This is a genomic window from Maridesulfovibrio sp. (assembly GCF_963678865.1).
In the GTDB taxonomy this organism is placed as follows: Bacteria; Desulfobacterota; Desulfovibrionia; order Desulfovibrionales; family Desulfovibrionaceae; genus Maridesulfovibrio.
On the sequence record NZ_OY787459.1, the window covers coordinates 1,179,551 to 1,195,712 of the forward strand.

Here is a 16,162-nt window from a genome sequence, read left to right on the forward strand (position 1 = left end):
GTTAAAGCATCAATCGGTAAATTTTCTCATAGAACGCACAGAAGCCGTCCACGGCATCCATCAGCCTGCATTTCACGTGCATTGGGTTCAGGTAATGGCGTACCCGGTCTTTACGGCTGGGCTTCATAGTGCATCCCGTCCATGTCCTCGGAGTCTTCGTAAAGCTCCTGCTCTGCTTCCCAATCAAGGAAGGCTTCAGAATTAAAGCCGCCCTCCATAGCCTCGCAGACTGATTTGGTGTGTTCGTTCCTCATGGGGCTGTTTATAGGGAAAACCCTAAGAACCTAAATATACAGATCGCTTCTAAATGTTTATCACTACAGTTCCCTATGCCTCACAACACCCCTTCCACAACAACGCAAAAACCCCACCCTTTCGCCGCTTAAGCAAAAGAGTGGGGGCTGTTAATCGCCACAGCAAATTATATGATTCACCCATCTTAAAGAAAGGCCGACACGTTTTGCTATGACATTTTGAGTTAATCCGTCTTCAAAATATAATTTCTTAATCCTTTCGTTTCGCTTGGCTCTGGGGTCTGGTGGAGACGTTGGTATCTCTCGGCCTCCATATTCCCGGCAAACCTCACGGGCCTTTCTTTCTCCAATAATAAGCTTTAAATCCTCAAACTCTACGCCGCCACGTTGGTAATCACGATCTTCACCGGGCCTGTCCATTCCTTTGTGGCCTCCATGAGCTTATTGAATGCTTCCCGGCTGCTGAGCACCGCCCTTTTGCCTTGCAGATAACCGGGCTTAGTTCCGGTCAGGGGACAACCCTCAGTATCATCAACAGTGTTGCCTGAATGAATGCGCACATAATCACGGTGCGGCACGTCTTTAATTGTCCAGAGAGCGCGGCCTTTGGATGGGGAGTATTCATAATCTACTTCATATTCGCCTTCAGGGATGCAAGACACATTTTGTTTGTTGTTCTGCCACGGTTCTTCCAGCATCCAGCATATAGCCTTCCCGTCAGCCTTGAAAATACCAAGGGTGGCTTCACTGCTCTGTTCAACCCGGATCAGTTCCATTTTATGCATTAAGGATTCCCTCCAATCTTTTCAGCTTATAAGCCTTACGCTCATGCACCAACCGCTCAAACTCTTCCGGTCCATGAGGGTACAGCAGGGCAACCCTTTCATTGGTAATTTCAACGTCTGCCGTTTCGTCCACAACGTTGTCCCATTCCTTCAGGGCGATTCCGTCAGTGGTTGCCAGCTTTGCGCAGGCTGCGGAAAGCTCAGCGGCCTCCTCTGCGGCCTTTACAAAGGTGCGGTTGGGGCCGAATTCCCGGTTAGCTTCATGCAAAATGTCAAAACTGGACAGCTTCTTTTCTGGGTACCGGGGAAACCAAAAGGCCCCAGCCCATGCGCACGGAGAGCTAGACGGCGTTTCGTGCCACAATGTCCCTTGTTTCAACCAAGGGGGAAGCACCTTTAAACGCATTCTCTTCCCCTCAATTTCAAACTTGCCGTTATGAAGAAGGGGTTTACTTTCACACATATACGCCCCTTCTTCATTTTTACACATCCAAGGATAATTACCCATGCATCCCCCCTTCAACAAAATCCATCATATTTCCCCCGTCTTCAATATATTCGGGGTTGTCCTCAATGTACTGGGCATATGCGGCATACTGCTTGTTCGTGTATTGATTTTTATAAACACCCCGAAGGGCTTCAATCAGCTGTTCTTTCATTTTTTGCTTTACCTTTGCACTCCCCGGCTGGTAACCGGGGAGATTGTAGTTTCTTGTAATGGCTCAGACGTGTTTTGGCTTGGCGGCTTGATGCGTCTGGGCTGTTCTTACTCTTCGGGCTTCTCCCATCTTCTCAACCTCCGTGGGTTCAGGTGGATACAAAGCTCTTCCTCTGCCTCCCGGATCAGGTCCGGGCTTTCTTCGTCTTCATCGTGCATTAAAGCCGTCCGGCCTCAAGGTCTGCCATGAGGCATGCGGTCATAATTCCGCACTCAACAGCCCCGGCAACGACTTTAGATTCAGGCCCTACGTCCTCAATAGAGACAGCAACGTCCGCACCAAAAGACTTAGCAACGTAAGCCAGAGTCATTGCCGCTTTTTCGGCAGCGTGGAGCATGGCCTTTTTTGCTTTCTCCTGTTCCACATGTTCCTCAAGAGCCTTAATCAACTCGTTGCCGTTCTGCGGGGTATCTGCTGCTTTGAATTCGACATATACGCCTTTTACTTTGATGATCATTTAGTTCTCCGTGGTTAGTTATTCGTTTACTGCAAGAGGTAGTTTTAAAAACCTGTCTTCCTCTGCAAACCGAGCCTCAAAATCGCGCACTGTAACATGATCTTTAAAGCCGTTGTGCTTGCCGGGATTTAAAGTGATTCGCTCGTCCCACTCAAGCATGGTCTCCCACAACAAGGGATAGTGACGGCGAAGAGTGCGAAGGTCCCCGATCCGTTGCAAGGGGCAGCAAAAACAAGACACTCGGTGGAAGTGTTCGTATAGCCCTCCCCAATCAAACCCATGTGATTTACAAATACTTAAGGCTGCTGCTTCATCTACGCCCCACTCAATGAGCGGGAAACGATATTTAAAGCCCGCCGCTGCTTTTTTTTGTAATGTTTTCTTTTGTGTTCGATGGGCTTCGTCTGCCGCATACCCAATGCACGAGACAGCACTCTCAATGCGTTTGATATATGCATCTATTGCCCCCACCTTTTCTCTTGTGCACCAACGGCGCAAAGGAGAAGGCCAGCCATAGCCGATTCGGTAAACCTCCCCGATTTTCGTCTTTTTATACTCAAAGGGGTCTAGCTCCCAGCATTCATAATCGAACCTGAAATCGTCACCATCGTCATAGTCAAGTTCTTGTGGGGGGGGGGCTGGGCCGATCTTTTCAACCCTTACCTCTCTTGAAACAATTTCTCGTTCCATCATTAAGACGGGAAAGGGGGTTTTAGGTTTTACTCGCTGAATTTTCAGCCCAGTATACTTTTCAAGCCGATCAATATGTTCACACATCAGGGGGAACTCCCACCCTGTGTCGAAAAACACAGCCGAATGTACCGGAATCCCTTTTTCCAACATCATCAGCAAAAGAGCCGTAGAATCCTTGCCCCCGGAAAAGCTGACAACGTTGTTTTCACTGCTCACCCATCCTCCTCATGCCCATCAATCCCATGCATTACAGAGGTCAAAACCTCCTCAACAGCCGAATCAGTCAGGCCCAGCATGGCCTTTGCTCCTGTCACCTTGTTTTCAATTTCCTTTTTGAACAGTTCCTGCGCTTCGGTCATTACAGAACCCCCGCTTTGCGGAGCTTCACCAGCCCTTCAGGTTCAAACCCCGACTCTTTCAGCCGGATAAGATCATCCACCGGGACAGGTTCAAGGCATTCAAGAAGCCCTTCAGGGACCACACCGTAAGAAAGCTGTGCCCCGGTTGCAGGGTTGTAAATACGGACTGTTCCGTCCTCGTCCGGCGCAATTTCAACCACTACCTTTTTTCTCATTTCTATTTTCTCCCCAGCTAACCGCGTCTTTGCTCTCCCTTGCGCCTCGACTCGACCAACGAGTCACAAAAAGAGAGCTAAAGAGTTTTGATCAAGGTTAGCTGTATAGTTTTCAGCAAAAACCTATGCTTTTGCCTTTCGTGCTTCCTTCAAAATGGCTGTGCGCCGTTCCTTTTCCGCTTTGCTGAGCTTCCGACCTGTTCTCCCAGACCTGTGTTCATGCAAGGGGCAGGATTCCACCATGCACTCCCGCACATCGTCCCGGCTGTTCAGTTCCCCGCATTGCAAGCAGTACGCCCGGATAGTTTTCAGCGGCGATTTGTCGTAATCTTCCTTCGGTCTTTTGCCTGCGCGGAATATCCACAGGGGACAATTTTCAACCGGGCAGGCTGCAACCTCTTTCCGGTTGTCTCCACAGCAATCAACGCACTTGGCCCGGATTGCCTTCAAGGGGGTAAGCTTTTTCATATTTACCTTTGACCGCTTGACTATCTTGTGTCATGCGTTCTGTAATAGGTTTATTGTTTGCCATAGCCAAAACCATTTCGTGAAACTCTGCCCCTTCTCGGAACATCCGTTCTATATGATCATCCATTGCCGTAGAGGTCTGTCTGATCAGTTATGTACTCGGGGCCTTGAGTGGTTGTCCCTTGGCCTGCATTCCTTTCCCATGATGCAAAGATATTCTGCATTTTGGTCAGGTCGTTGTTTTTCGACTTCTTCCGAAGAGAGGCCAATGAAAGGACGTTCTTAGCCCAAAAGTCGTCTTTAACTGCCCAGCGAAGCGAGTTTCTAACCTGATCAAGGGTGAATCCATCCAACCGGATCAGCTTATCAATTACGTCCTCTCCTTTCCTGAGAAGGGAATCAGTTACTTTTGGAGCTTTTACCCCATGGACTTCAGAAACGTAGTCCTGAAAAGTCTGCACGAACTTCACAATGTCAGGAGAGTGTTTTTTATCCTCTGTACTGTTACCTGTATTATTATCTTTTAACTTTCCTTGGGGAGGGTCTTTAAGATTCCTTAAAGAGGGGTCTTTAACTTTTGTTAAAGGGGGTATGTAACAAACCTTAAGTACCCTCTTTAAGATTTCTTTAGTACCTTCCTTGTACTGGATTTCAGAGGTGACATACTTTTTTTCAACAAGAGACTTAATCACCAGTGACACCCGTGTTTTGGACAAATCAAAGAACTTGGCAAAGTAGCCGTTGGAGGCATAACAGCCGTCTTCGTTGTCTAGTGACTGGATTTCAGCCAAGAACGCCTTTTCCTGTAAGGTCAGCTCTTCGGAAAGCCAGATTTCCTTGGGTATCCAAACCCCTAGAAACCTACGCTCATGCCTTTCTGTCATATCCAATTTCCTCCAATGCCGAAAACTCAGGGCGGAAGATCAGCGGGACAACTCCCAGCGGTCCGTCTCTGTGCTTTCTGATTAGTACTTCAGTCGTGGTTTCAACTCCTGCTTTGTATGTTTTGTTGTTGGCGTAATAGCTGCCATTGTAGAGCATGATAACTATGTCCGTGTCCTGCTCCAGACTCCCGGAGTCTCGCAAGTCGGCAAGAATAGGCCGCTTGTCTGGTCGAAGCTCCACCGCCCTATTCAGCTGAGAAAGAGCTATTACGGGAACCTTCAACTCTCTTGCTAGGCTCTTCAGCTGCCATGATATATGGCTAATCTGTTGTTCTCTGGAGACCCTTGCATTAGTGGGCTTTACTAGCCCGATATGGTCAACAGCAATCAACTTGCAGCCATACTTTTTCACAGCAATACGGGACCGGGCTTTGATTTCCTCCACCGTAATTACAGGCGAATCGTCAATTCTGATTCGCGAATCTCCAACAGCAACACAGCCGTTAGAGAACTGTTGTTCCTGATCCTTGTTTAGATGAGCATCACGCACCGCCAAGGTGTTTAAATGCTGATCCTGACAAATCAGGCGTTGTACTAACTGACCTGCGGACATTTCAATGCTAAACACTTGTGCAGGAGTTCTGCCCCTGTAGGTAGAGTTCAAGAGATAAGTTGTCTTACCCATACCCGGCCTGCCAGCAACAATAATAAACCGTTCTTCCATGTACCCACCAAGCAACCTGTCTAACTGCTGGTACCCGGTAGCAATTCCGGTGGTTGCAGTGGGTTTATCCATTCTCTCTGTTGTTTCGTTCCAAACCTGCTGGACAACAGAATATACGTCTTTGCCCTGTTCCCCGGTTTCTGCCGTGGCAATCCCAGAAAGTGCGGTTGTAGCCTGCTCAATCAAGGCGGAAGTCTCCACCCCAGACCTTGCAGCCCGGATCAGTTCTTCACCTTGTTCAGCAACTGTCCGTCTAACGAATGCGTCTTTAACCACACGGGCATGATGTAAGGCGCTTTGCTTGCTGGCTGCGCTCTCTGTCAGCTGGGCCAGCACGGTCACGTCAAAACGCTGAACCGCATTGTTGTTGATCGTTACAAGGTCAATGGGGGTGCCTTTCTCATGTAAAACCTTGATTGTTTCAAAGATCGTTTTATATGCACCGGGTGCGAACTCTTCAGGTTTCACCTGTCCCAGCACATCGTCTACGTCAGTGGTTCCACTCAGGACACCGCCCAGAACCATTGCCTCAGACTCAGGCGCGGAAAGCATTTGTTGTTCTCCTTCCGTGTTCCGCCATGAGAAGCCCGTCAGCCCTGCCACTGTGTTTCTTCAAGTGAAGCTCAGCAGCCGGGAACAACTGCCGCGCACAAGGCAAACCGGGCTTATCCGTGGGACCGGACTTTTTGAGCGAAAATGTTTGCATCCATTTTTGAGGCGGTACAGTCTCAAAAGGAATGCCGAAGGAGCACAAAAGCCCCTGCCAGAACCCGAAGTTTTCACCCAGCTTAAATGTTGAGCTTACCCCCTGTTTGGGCATGGCGTGAACCCGTTCCAGAATCGCATGCTCAAGTGAATAATCTTGTTTCCATTCAAGCATTTTTGCTGCCATGGTCGGCCCGTCTATCCAATCAAGGGTTTCTATGGAGCCGTCAGCGGCAATCAGGGCCATAGCTCCGGGGCTGGTTTTGCTAGTGCCGGGATCAATCCCGATAACTGCTTTCATTACAAGTTCCCCATAATGAGTGCTTGGTTTGCAATCTCAGATGCAACAACATCGTTGCTAAGCTGAATGCGGGTCAGCGCATTTTCAAAAGTCTTGCACTTGGCATTCAGTTCCCGGTTCTCTTCCTCAAGCTCTGCAATTTTATCAATTTCTTCGTAGCTCATAATTTACCTCGTTAACGGGGCCACCGAAGCAGCCCCGATAATGGTTACTGAACCGGGGCATCCTTGCCGGGTTCGTCCATGGGCAGGGGAATGTTCCGCTCGTCCTCGTTCATCTGCCGTGACTTGTAGACCTCGTTGGTGTCAGTGCGGATGAATTCAACCATTCCGCTGTCATAGTTAAGCCGCTTGATGCATTCCACGGGGCGCATCATCCACCCGGCGCGGTAGTGCTTGGCTGCAAGGGTGAAATCCGCCTCGCATTTGTCAATCTGGGCTTTAAAGTCAGACATGGCGGTCTTTTTCTGGTCTTCAAGCTCAGCCTTGAGGTTTGCTTGCTCCGCCATGATCTGGGCTTTGTCTTGCAATTCGTCCTTGGTGAAGGAATATTGCAGGGTTTCAATGAACTTACTTTCTTTGATGTTGGGCTTTGTTACTTTGCTCAAAATGTCCTCGTTTGCGGTTACCGTGTTAAGACTTCGCCGTCTTCAATAATGACACTGCACTCTTTGCCTTTGCTGACTCTTTCAATCCAGACCTGTGCATTAGCCTTCTTTGCAACGTCAAAGACGGTTTCAAGGCTTTCATCGTCCAGCAATGAGCCGTCACGGATCAAAAGGACCTTCAGCTTGGGATTCATTGCGATTCCCATATGCATGGAAACCAGCAGGCGTTCAGCGCTGGAGCAGTTTGAAAACGGCACTCCATTGAACAGAACCCCGGATTCATCAAAGCTCAATCCCGCAACAGGGAACTTTGCAGAGGCCATAAGGTCAGACTTTTTGTTGTCGATTTCCTTCAAAGCTTCAGTAAGCCTAAGGCTTTCAGCTCTCAGAGCTTCAACACCCGCCTCAGTGTCCCGGTACTCAAGGTTTTCACGAACCTGCATGTTGATTGCGTCCGCCTGAGATATTTCAGTTCGAATTTTTTCAACATCAACGTAAGGTTTCGGCTCGGGGGCGTTTGTTTCCGACTCTTCAAGGTGGGCAAGTTCAAGTTGCAAGGCTGCAATCTCTTCCTGAACCTCTTTGATCCGCTCCTGCCTTGAATTTATTGCCGCTTCATATTCAGCGACTTCAGAATTAAACGCCTCTGCCTCGCGAAGCTGATCCATAAGCACAGCAACTGAAACAGGTTCACTTGGGGCGTCAGCATGAAAATCCAAGCTGTTAAACCTTGCCGCCTCTTCTTTGCCTTTGCGGTTGACCTCAGTTCTCTTGCTGAAGACCTCCGCCCTCCGGCTGTCGAGTTCGGAGAAGTCCAAACCCACCAACTCTTTAAGGGTGGAAAGCTGAGCCAGCGGTTTTTCATTCGCAAATACCAGCGGGTCAAAAGTGAGCTTTGAAGACAGAGCATCAAGCATTGCTTGGGGGCTTGAAAACGCTGCTCCTTCTGCGTTTTGGACCTTTACGGTAGTTTTCCCTTCAGCGGTAATGGTGCGGGTTACAAGCAATTCGCCAAGGTCACATTTAATAACGGCTCTCTCTTCTCCCTCTCGGACGGGGTTCTGTCCTTGTGCAACCTTTCCACCAAGGGCCATGAAGATTGAGTCAAGAACAGAGCTTTTGCCTTGTGCATTATTGCCGCCAATAACCACGGCGTTGCCCTCAGGGACAATTGAAACAGCCTTCAACCGTTTCACGTTCTGAGACTCAAGTCTAACTATGCGCATGTCTTAGCCTCGCTTAATTATAGTTTCCATTGTACTGGCCTTGCTGCTGGTAGCCCTGCTGATCATAGCCACTGTTACCCTGCTGGCCTCCTCCGTCCTGCTGGCTGTCCAAAGCCTGAATGTTGGAGGCGTTTATTTCGGTGGTGTAACGGTCCTGCCCGTTCTGATCCTGCCATTTGCGGGTCTCAAGCTTACCCTCAACCATAACCAAGCGGCCTTTACTCAGGTACTGGCCTGCAAACTCTGCTGTCTGTCTCCAAGCTACAACCCGGTGCCATTCAGTCTTGTCAACCTTCTGCCCGGTGTTCTTATCTTTGTAGCCTTCGTCAGTGGCAACACTTAGACTGCACACCGCTTGCCCGGACTGAGTGTAATTAAGCTGCGGGTCCTGCCCCAATCTGCCGATCAGGATTACCTTGTTCATGCTTCCAGCCATTAAACACCCCTCGGTTTGATGTTATTATCAACGCAATATTTCCAAAGATCGTAGGTAGCCATAATATCGGCAAAAGCATCGTGCGCATCATCAAAGCCTTCAGGGTTGATCAGCTTTGCATGTGCCTCGGTCAACTTGGGCCACTTATAACGGCCCATCCTGCCGGGGAGTTTGCATACATCAGTAAGGGGATGCATGATGCAGCCATGGTCAACCTCTTCAAAATCAACCCCGGCTTTTGCCATAAAGATTTTCAGAATCTTCTTGTCGAACCCGATATTGAAGCCGATGCACATGTCAGCTGTTGCCATAAGCCCTTTGACGATCTCAGCCACAGCAGCAGCCGGAAGCCCGGTTTCCATACGTCTCTGATCAATACCGTGCACGGCAAGAGCCTTGGGAGACATGCGGCAATCTTTGTGCTTCACAATCAACGACAGTTTGTGAATGAATTCATCCTTTTCAGTGTCGTAGAGAAGAGCGCCAAGCTGAACCATGTCGGGTTGTTTGGGAGAATCCAAGGCTTCCCCTGTTGACGGCAGGCCGCTTGTCTCGGTGTCATAAAAGAGAATGATCATTAAAACGTTCCCTCCAGCTTCCGGTATTCATCACGGACGCTTTCAACATCTTCACCGCAATATTCGCCGATCTTGGACAACTGCCCTTTCTGCCAAAGGCCGAAGACCTTAGAGCCGTCCATATCCTTTGTTTTGCGTTTAGACCCCAGAAAGACGGCTATTTCGTCCTGTGTTCCCTTGGCTCTGTCGTCCTGCTTGCCGTTCCAGATTTCCCGGATATCAACCACGCTGTCTGCATAGCGCTTGCGAGGAATCTGTATTGCAAGGTCTTTCAGGCCGTATTTTACTGCCCGATGATAAAGCCAATTCATGTCAAAAGAGCGCAGGTTAAAACCAATCCAGCGAATGTTGTCACCAAATCCGTTAAGCTCTTTCACGCGCCCCCAGAAACGAAACAGCAGTTCTTCTTCATCTTTTCCGTAGACCGTTTCTACGGGACCATCTTCAACCGCAAAGCCTATGCAAACGATCCGCCCCTTGAGGCTTTCAAGGGCCTGTTTTTTCCAAAGATCATCCCGTGCGGTCTCGCCATTTTCTGCAAACCATTTTGCGATAGTTTCTTTTTTCTTCATTTGACCGGGGGGAGAGACTTCGCTTTTCTTCGGTTTCTCCGGTCCGGGGATGGTTTCAATGTCAATGAATACGTTCAGCATTTATCTACCTCCTGCCTGTATGAATGCGCTTGCCGCATCAAAGGTCAGATGTTTTGTTGAATCAATGTGTGGATGATTCGGGAATTTACCCATCAGCCAATTATTGATGTATTTGATCCGGGTTGCCCGGTCCTTATGTCCAAGTTCATTTGTGCAGATGATGTTTACTCTCTGAACCTGTCCGGCCTGTGCCAACTTTCCATGCCCAGTCACCTGTGAGCCGAGGAAGGCGTTTTGCACATTGTCCACCGCTTGGTTCTGCTGACGCTGTGCTCCCTGCTGTTGATTGCGGGGTTGCCCCTGTCTTTGGTTCTGCTGTTGTCCCTGCTGCCCTTGCTGCGGGGGAGGCCCTTGGCGTTGATTCTGGTTGCCTTGTGGTCTGCCCTGTTGCTGTCTCTGCTGATCATTGCCGGGTGGCTCTTGACTATCTGCGTCCTTGTTGTCGTCAATGCAGAACAGACCGTTCAGGGCATATTTCCGGGCGTATGAACTTGCCGCCCCTGTTACCTGACTGTCGTCCATTCCCTTTTTAGTTAGCGGCTCCCTTGCCCAGCCTGTAGCCGACATTGCTTGTTCGCCCAGACTGATTGTTGCTTTGGCCTTCACATAAATCCTGTCTCCAAGAGCTTCCATAGAATCCGAGACGGTTAAAACAACACCGTGCTTTGCAAGGTGGGGCTTTAGCCCTTCAAGAATGTCCTCACAGCTGCGGTACTTGTATTTTCCAAAGCTGTTGAACTGATTCTTAGGGCAATTCAGCTCGGTTTGAATGGCAACCATTTTGGCTTGTAACTCACTAGTCACCGGGGTTTACACCTCCTATGCGATAGACAATCTCTAGACAATATGCCTACTTTTAAAGATTTTTTTTCATTTTGTAGTTGCAAAAGTGATAAAAAAAGTTAATCCTAGACCCATAATAACTCACTTGATCATGTGAACACAAATTTATGGTTCTCAATCAACCTTTTTGAGACCTTTGTTATTAAGGCTATTGACCGTTATTGTTATAAATTATAAAAACACCTCCTTAACGTTTCTTAACTCTGTTGCATTTTTTGTGTTGGTGAAAAAAGTGTAGCTAGAATAGAGTTGAAGTCAAGGCGAAAAATAGAATTTTTGCCTATAGAATAACGAGGGGTTTTTATGTATCTATTAAGGATGGGAAGAACGATGGAAGAGTCTTTTGAAGTATTTCGACGTAATATTACACGTTTACGCAAAGAGAAGGGCTTGAAACAAAAAGAGCTTGCTGCAAAGGTAGGTATAGGCGGCAAACATATGAGCGATATAGTCAACAATCGTTCAAATCCAAGCCCGGAAGTACAGAAAAAGATTAGCGAAATTCTTGACGTTGATTGGTCAGACTTATTTCTGGAGAGATCAGAAATTAGGTCAACTGCTGGAGAGTCGGTGCGCTCTAGCGATATTTTCTTAGGAATTCCGTTCATGTCTACACCTACTATAGGTGAAGATAATGAACCCATAATTGACATAAACACTCAGTCACACTTTGCATACTCTAAGGAATGGCTAAACGCGATTGGATGCCCTGACGACATGGTTGTATATCGAGTTCAAGACGAGGCCATGGCGCCAACCATACCCGAAAACTCGATCATCTTAATTGATAGAAGCCAAAACAAGCCTATCAAGTTCAAAGTTTTCGTTGTCTGGCATAACGGCAAAATGCTTATTCGTAGATGTATCCCTGCCGGATCAGGCGTAGCCTTTGCCACCGACAACAACCCTCAAGACATTATTAAAAACAAAGACTGTACTGTTATTGGTAGAGTCCTCAATATGTCTCAGTCAGATTTATAATAACATTTCAAGATGTTGGAAAAGGGCCGCTATATGCGGCCTTTTTTATTGCCCTCCTATCTCTATTTTATCTCTATTTTCCCTTGACTCTTCACCGGAGAGAGATATGCTTTTCTCAACACGTCAGGGAAATCACATCGAACACACCCGGATACAGCTTCCGAAAAGTAGATCACTGATAACCCGCCAGTACGAGTTGCCCCGCCAGTTATTAGGGACGGCTATTAGCCTAGTTGCCAGATAAAGGGATGGAGAGCCGAGCAAAGCAAGGACCCCCCTAGGCAGTGATGAAGGTGAAACCCCAGAACGAGGACAACGGCAGGGTTTAGCAGAGAATATCAGGGACTTCCCCGTCCTTATAATGACCATAGCCTTTGGCATTGCTAATCGGGCCTCGTCACTTGGGGAAGAATCTAACAGGCATAATGAACCATCGGGAAAGGCCCGGAAAGGCCGTGTATGGGGCGCACGTTAAATAGCCCCAAAAATCAGACAGGAGGAGGTGCGAATAATTGGCTAAGGTAATCTACGAACAGACCCGTAAAGACTATGAGTTTTTGCGAGAAACAACAGCCGAGCCATACGGTAGAACTGAGTACGTTCTTACGGAAGAAGCCTTTATGGAACTTCTGGAGAAGCCCACCAAAAATAAAGCGACAGGCGTTTATAAAGAGCTTTTGATCTGCTGGTTTGATGAAGGCCCTTACGAACAAGAGTCTGTCTACGGGGACAAGCGCAGGACCATCAAATATAAAAATCTGATTGCTGATCACCCTGAAATTGAAACCATTAGAAAACGACACGGGATTGAGCAGCCTGATTGGTAATCGACTAAGGCCAGAGAACTAGCCATTCTCTTTTTTTACCTACTAAAAACAATAACACCTTGAAATTACAGGAAACTACAAAATGAAAGTAAAAGGATTCAAAGGATTCGACAAGGACATGAAGTGCAGAGGCATGCAGTTTGCCACAGGTGAAACCGCTACCCATGAGGGAGATATAAAACTGTGCAATGAGGGGTTGCACTTCTGCGAAAGCCCCTTTGACGTATTCGGCTACTATCCCCCCGGTGACGGTTGCCGTTACTGCACAGTTGAAGGCAACAAGACCTCTCCCGAAAAAGAGGGTTTCGACTCAAAGCGCGTCTGCAAAGAACTTAGCGTAAAGGCTGAAATCGGTATTCCCGGAATGGTTCAGGCTGCGGTTGATCTGGTGCTTAGTAAGGTGACGGACGAAAAGAAGGAGTCCAACACCGGAGACCAGAGTGCAGCCACCAACACCGGAGACCGGAGTGCAGCCACCAACACCGGAGACCAGAGTGCAGCCACCAACACCGGATACTGGAGTGCAGCCACCAACACCGGAGACCAGAGTGCAGCCACCAACACCGGATACCAGAGTGCAGCCACCAACACCGGAGACCGGAGTGCAGCCACCAACACCGGATACCAGAGTGCAGCCACCAACACCGGATACTGGAGTGCAGCCACCAACACCGGAGACCGGAGTGCAGCCACCAACACCGGAGACCAGAGTGCAGCCACCAACACCGGAGACCGGAGTGCAGCCACCAACACCGGAGACCAGAGTGCAGCCACCAACACCGGAGACCGGAGTGCAGCCACCAACACCGGAGACCAGAGTGCAGCCACCAACACCGGATACTGGAGTGCAGCCACCAACACCGGAGACCAGAGTGCAGCCACCAACACCGGATACCAGAGTGCAGCCACCAACACCGGAGACCGGAGTGCAGCCACCAACACCGGATACCAGAGTGCAGCCACCAACACCGGAGACCGGAGTGCAGCCAGCGTTGAAGGCGAAAAGTCCGTAGCTCTCGCATCTGGCTATAAAGGCAAGGTCAAAGGGGTACTAGGTTGCGCGATCTTCTCAGTGGAAAGAGACTATATGTCTGATGAAATCATTTCGGTCTGCGCTGGCATCATTGACGGTAAAAAACTTAAGGCCGACACATGGTACATCGTGAAAGATGGGGAATTTGTTGAATGGGAGGAAGAATAAATGTCGTTCATGCTGAAAAACGAAGGTCACCCCGACATTAAGCTCAGTGAAGAAGAGGCCGCATACATGTTGAAGAAAAACGGAATACGCGCCTCTAGGCTGAACGCGATCCGGTCTTTTAATGAGTCTGCCAAGCTCCCTAAAGGAGCTGTTATCTGCTGGAGCAACAATGCTGGAAAGTAGGCCTGTGCCGGGTGCGGACTTTAATATTGATTCACTAGGCAGGCTGAAAAACATCAAAACAGGCAACTACATGATGCCTTCAGTGGTTAAGGGGAAATATTATTACAGCCCTTCCTCTGGTTCGTCAGTAAAAGCCATGATGGGGAAAATATGGCCCGAAGCTGAGCTTAGCTTTGATCGCCATTGGTGGCTGGCAACAAGGGAATACGCAGCAATCAAGAAAGCCCAAAAAAAGGCCAAGGTTAACCAGAAAAAAAACAATCGCCTTGAACTTGAAAAGGCTGGCTACTGGGGCGCGGAAGTTGAACCGCCACCGGAAGCAGAATGGAGAACACACCCAAAATTCCCAAAAGTGGAACTCTCCGATTGCGGACTACTGAGAAAGAAAGTGGACAAAGGCAAAGCCTACCGTCCTACTCTCAGCCAAAAAGGAAATCCAGTTTTCTCTGAAGGGATTACTGGTGGCCGAAAAATGGCCTTGTTCAAGGCATATCGGGAAGTGTTTCATAAAAACTTGCCTGAATATATTCCCGCAGACCATCGGGGAGCAGAAGAATTTATGCTCTCCTGCCCTTATGCGCGAGACATGATTCAAACCCTTTACGGATCAGGCAAGCCGGATGCCCAGTTCAGCCCCTTGGATTGGTTCCACGATCAACTGCCGGAAGCGGTAATAATGAGGATACAATGATGCAAGAACACAGATGCCCCAGCTGCAACCGTCTACTCATGAAAGGCAAGGTGATTGAGGTGCAGGTTAAATGCCCTAAGTGCAAAAAGATTGTCAGGATCGTGGGTGGGAACAATGAAAAGTAGCCAGCTTTCAAAAATGGTCACCCTAACAAGGGGCGAGAAATGGTTTTATCTCGATTCGCTGGGCATGGCCTACTGTACCCGGTGCAATTGTGAGCTTGGTTGTTCTGCTGACGGTGACTCTTTTCATCAATGCGACAACTGCCAAGCCACTGCAACTGACGGTGGTAAGGATTATGCCGAAGACCTCAACGCAGCACAGGAACTAGTTGAGGAAATGGAAAGTTTTGGTGGCTTTGAGATGTTCCCTAATCCCGACGGGGATGGATATGTTTTCGCATTTATCCCGAAAAACGGGAGGCTTCCCCTTGATGGAATAGGCGAAACATTGCCCGAAGCTATTTGCAAAGCCTTCCTGATCTGGAAAGGATTTCTCAATGAAAAATAGAACCCCACTAGACCTTGCGTGTCAGCTTTTGGAAGAACACGCCGGGTGTCCTGCTGAACTATTTTGTGAGTCTCCAGACCACCCCTTAAGCAAAGACACATCCTCTGTGTGCTCCTCAACTGATCCGGGCTGCACAAGCTACAAGCAGCACGTTGAGGCGGATTGCTGGAAGCGGCTTATCAAAAAGCTACACCGTGGCGAAATGTCGTTAACCAAAACTCTCAAGCTCCACGGCTTCACCCACAAGTCTTTAGGTCACAACTATATTCACGCAGTCTACAAGGACGGTGAAGAGGTGTTTAGGGGCATGGCGGGGGCTGTATGGGAGTGGTTAAAGGAAGACAGGCCATGACCAGAAAAGAAATTGAAGCGCTAGCAGAAGGTGTGGCCTGTAATCATCGAACAGAAAAACAATGCTGGATTGATGTACACCAGATAGTCAAAAAGCTTGGGGGAAAAATTGAGTACGCTAAACCAGAAAACAAAATAGAGCTGTGTTGTTATGCGGATGAATCTTTTAAAATCATCTTGCTCAGACAGCCGCACTACCACGAACAGCGAGATAGATGGTCAATAGCCCATGCGCTGGGACACGTTCTCATGCATTCCCACCCCGGAAAAACACGACTCTTCACGCGAGAAGAAAACCGTACAGAATGCATGCAGGCAAACTGGTTTGCTGCTGGCCTGCTCATGCCTAAAACGTCATTTCTCACGAAAGCTAAAGAACTAAGAAATGACACCGAAGAGCTTGCCTCTTTGTTTTGGGTAATGGAAGGCGCGGCAAGTTCTCGGCTTGAATCCTTCCGTTTAGGTCTCAGCTAACCCCATGCAAAACACTTTAAGCGACTAATGTTAGACA

The 16,162-nt window shown here is 48.5% G+C and carries 28 protein-coding genes; 8 read left to right on the plus strand and 20 right to left on the minus strand.

Going from position 1 to position 16,162, the window contains the following annotated elements:
- Position 1 precedes the first annotated feature (1 nt).
- The 20 genes from ACKU41_RS05400 to ACKU41_RS05495 form a co-directional block, all read right to left on the minus strand.
- Complete coding sequence (locus ACKU41_RS05400) at positions 2 to 127, minus strand: hypothetical protein (RefSeq protein WP_321404522.1); 126 nt, start codon at positions 125 to 127, stop codon at positions 2 to 4.
- Positions 111 to 254, minus strand: coding sequence for a hypothetical protein (locus ACKU41_RS05405; protein WP_321404523.1), 144 nt, complete (start codon positions 252 to 254; stop codon positions 111 to 113). The genes ACKU41_RS05400 and ACKU41_RS05405 overlap by 17 nt, the downstream gene beginning before the upstream one ends.
- Before the next feature lie 374 nt (positions 255 to 628).
- A complete protein-coding gene (locus tag ACKU41_RS05410; protein WP_321404524.1) occupies positions 629 to 1,039 on the minus strand; it encodes a DUF5675 family protein in 411 nt (136 codons plus the stop codon).
- Positions 1,032 to 1,547, minus strand: a complete 516-nt coding sequence (locus tag ACKU41_RS05415; RefSeq protein WP_321404525.1) for a hypothetical protein — start codon at positions 1,545 to 1,547, stop codon at positions 1,032 to 1,034. The genes ACKU41_RS05410 and ACKU41_RS05415 overlap by 8 nt, the downstream gene beginning before the upstream one ends.
- Positions 1,540 to 1,698, minus strand: a complete 159-nt coding sequence (locus tag ACKU41_RS05420) for a hypothetical protein (protein ID WP_321404527.1) — start codon at positions 1,696 to 1,698, stop codon at positions 1,540 to 1,542. The genes ACKU41_RS05415 and ACKU41_RS05420 overlap by 8 nt, the downstream gene beginning before the upstream one ends.
- A 217-nt stretch (positions 1,699 to 1,915) precedes the next feature.
- Positions 1,916 to 2,215 (minus strand): hypothetical protein, encoded by a 300-nt coding sequence (locus ACKU41_RS05425; RefSeq protein ID WP_321404529.1) that lies wholly within the window; start codon positions 2,213 to 2,215, stop codon positions 1,916 to 1,918.
- 18 nt (positions 2,216 to 2,233) lie between these two features.
- Positions 2,234 to 3,124 carry a phosphoadenosine phosphosulfate reductase family protein gene (locus tag ACKU41_RS05430; RefSeq protein WP_321404531.1) on the minus strand — a complete coding sequence of 297 codons (891 nt, stop codon included), beginning with the start codon at positions 3,122 to 3,124 and terminating at the stop codon, positions 2,234 to 2,236.
- On the minus strand, positions 3,121 to 3,267 hold the full coding sequence (locus ACKU41_RS05435; RefSeq protein WP_321404532.1) for a hypothetical protein: 147 nt from the start codon (positions 3,265 to 3,267) through the stop codon (positions 3,121 to 3,123). The genes ACKU41_RS05430 and ACKU41_RS05435 overlap by 4 nt, the downstream gene beginning before the upstream one ends.
- Positions 3,267 to 3,482: a hypothetical protein gene (locus tag ACKU41_RS05440; RefSeq protein ID WP_321404534.1), complete on the minus strand. Its 216-nt coding sequence runs from the start codon at positions 3,480 to 3,482 to the stop codon at positions 3,267 to 3,269. The genes ACKU41_RS05435 and ACKU41_RS05440 overlap by 1 nt, the downstream gene beginning before the upstream one ends.
- A gap of 123 nt (positions 3,483 to 3,605) precedes the next feature.
- A complete protein-coding gene (locus ACKU41_RS05445) occupies positions 3,606 to 3,950 on the minus strand; it encodes a hypothetical protein (RefSeq protein ID WP_321404536.1) in 345 nt (114 codons plus the stop codon).
- A gap of 119 nt (positions 3,951 to 4,069) precedes the next feature.
- Entirely contained in the window at positions 4,070 to 4,834 is a 765-nt protein-coding gene (locus ACKU41_RS05450; protein WP_321404537.1) for a helix-turn-helix domain-containing protein, read from the minus strand.
- A complete protein-coding gene (locus ACKU41_RS05455) occupies positions 4,818 to 6,110 on the minus strand; it encodes a replicative DNA helicase (protein WP_321404538.1) in 1,293 nt (430 codons plus the stop codon). Before ACKU41_RS05455 ends, ACKU41_RS05450 begins: the two co-directional genes overlap by 17 nt.
- The gene (locus ACKU41_RS05460) at positions 6,094 to 6,564 is read right to left on the minus strand and encodes a hypothetical protein (RefSeq protein ID WP_321404540.1); all 471 of its coding nucleotides are present in this window, start codon (positions 6,562 to 6,564) and stop codon (positions 6,094 to 6,096) included. Before ACKU41_RS05460 ends, ACKU41_RS05455 begins: the two co-directional genes overlap by 17 nt.
- Entirely contained in the window at positions 6,564 to 6,728 is a 165-nt protein-coding gene (locus ACKU41_RS05465) for a hypothetical protein (RefSeq protein ID WP_321404541.1), read from the minus strand. The genes ACKU41_RS05460 and ACKU41_RS05465 overlap by 1 nt, the downstream gene beginning before the upstream one ends.
- A gap of 44 nt (positions 6,729 to 6,772) precedes the next feature.
- On the minus strand, positions 6,773 to 7,171 hold the full coding sequence (locus tag ACKU41_RS05470) for a hypothetical protein (protein ID WP_321404543.1): 399 nt from the start codon (positions 7,169 to 7,171) through the stop codon (positions 6,773 to 6,775).
- A gap of 17 nt (positions 7,172 to 7,188) precedes the next feature.
- Positions 7,189 to 8,397, minus strand: coding sequence for an AAA family ATPase (locus tag ACKU41_RS05475; protein WP_321404544.1), 1,209 nt, complete (start codon positions 8,395 to 8,397; stop codon positions 7,189 to 7,191).
- A 13-nt stretch (positions 8,398 to 8,410) separates the two neighbouring features.
- Positions 8,411 to 8,833 (minus strand): single-stranded DNA-binding protein, encoded by a 423-nt coding sequence (locus ACKU41_RS05480; protein ID WP_321404545.1) that lies wholly within the window; start codon positions 8,831 to 8,833, stop codon positions 8,411 to 8,413.
- Positions 8,833 to 9,411 carry a 3'-5' exonuclease gene (locus ACKU41_RS05485; protein WP_321404546.1) on the minus strand — a complete coding sequence of 193 codons (579 nt, stop codon included), beginning with the start codon at positions 9,409 to 9,411 and terminating at the stop codon, positions 8,833 to 8,835. The genes ACKU41_RS05480 and ACKU41_RS05485 overlap by 1 nt, the downstream gene beginning before the upstream one ends.
- The gene (locus ACKU41_RS05490; RefSeq protein WP_321404547.1) at positions 9,411 to 10,064 is read right to left on the minus strand and encodes a ribonuclease H-like domain-containing protein; all 654 of its coding nucleotides are present in this window, start codon (positions 10,062 to 10,064) and stop codon (positions 9,411 to 9,413) included. Before ACKU41_RS05490 ends, ACKU41_RS05485 begins: the two co-directional genes overlap by 1 nt.
- The gene (locus ACKU41_RS05495) at positions 10,065 to 10,868 is read right to left on the minus strand and encodes an ERF family protein (RefSeq protein ID WP_321404549.1); all 804 of its coding nucleotides are present in this window, start codon (positions 10,866 to 10,868) and stop codon (positions 10,065 to 10,067) included.
- A 369-nt stretch (positions 10,869 to 11,237) separates the two neighbouring features.
- Between ACKU41_RS05495 and ACKU41_RS05500 the strand changes: the two genes are divergently transcribed.
- The 8 genes from ACKU41_RS05500 to ACKU41_RS05535 all read left to right on the plus strand — a co-directional run bounded on the left by ACKU41_RS05500 (position 11,238) and on the right by ACKU41_RS05535 (position 16,125).
- Entirely contained in the window at positions 11,238 to 11,888 is a 651-nt protein-coding gene (locus tag ACKU41_RS05500) for an XRE family transcriptional regulator (RefSeq protein ID WP_321404551.1), read from the plus strand.
- 512 nt (positions 11,889 to 12,400) lie between these two features.
- On the plus strand, positions 12,401 to 12,715 hold the full coding sequence (locus ACKU41_RS05505; protein ID WP_321404553.1) for a hypothetical protein: 315 nt from the start codon (positions 12,401 to 12,403) through the stop codon (positions 12,713 to 12,715).
- An 82-nt stretch (positions 12,716 to 12,797) separates the two neighbouring features.
- Entirely contained in the window at positions 12,798 to 13,916 is a 1,119-nt protein-coding gene (locus tag ACKU41_RS05510) for a hypothetical protein (RefSeq protein ID WP_321404554.1), read from the plus strand.
- Positions 13,917 to 14,099 carry a hypothetical protein gene (locus ACKU41_RS05515; protein WP_321404556.1) on the plus strand — a complete coding sequence of 61 codons (183 nt, stop codon included), beginning with the start codon at positions 13,917 to 13,919 and terminating at the stop codon, positions 14,097 to 14,099.
- Positions 14,086 to 14,790 carry a hypothetical protein gene (locus tag ACKU41_RS05520; protein ID WP_321404557.1) on the plus strand — a complete coding sequence of 235 codons (705 nt, stop codon included), beginning with the start codon at positions 14,086 to 14,088 and terminating at the stop codon, positions 14,788 to 14,790. The genes ACKU41_RS05515 and ACKU41_RS05520 overlap by 14 nt, the downstream gene beginning before the upstream one ends.
- Complete coding sequence (locus tag ACKU41_RS05525; RefSeq protein WP_321404558.1) at positions 14,787 to 14,915, plus strand: Com family DNA-binding transcriptional regulator; 129 nt, start codon at positions 14,787 to 14,789, stop codon at positions 14,913 to 14,915. Before ACKU41_RS05520 ends, ACKU41_RS05525 begins: the two co-directional genes overlap by 4 nt.
- Entirely contained in the window at positions 14,905 to 15,300 is a 396-nt protein-coding gene (locus ACKU41_RS05530) for a BC1872 family protein (protein WP_321404559.1), read from the plus strand. Before ACKU41_RS05525 ends, ACKU41_RS05530 begins: the two co-directional genes overlap by 11 nt.
- Before the next feature lie 348 nt (positions 15,301 to 15,648).
- Positions 15,649 to 16,125: an ImmA/IrrE family metallo-endopeptidase gene (locus tag ACKU41_RS05535; protein WP_321404561.1), complete on the plus strand. Its 477-nt coding sequence runs from the start codon at positions 15,649 to 15,651 to the stop codon at positions 16,123 to 16,125.
- The last annotated feature ends 37 nt before the right edge of the window (positions 16,126 to 16,162 follow it).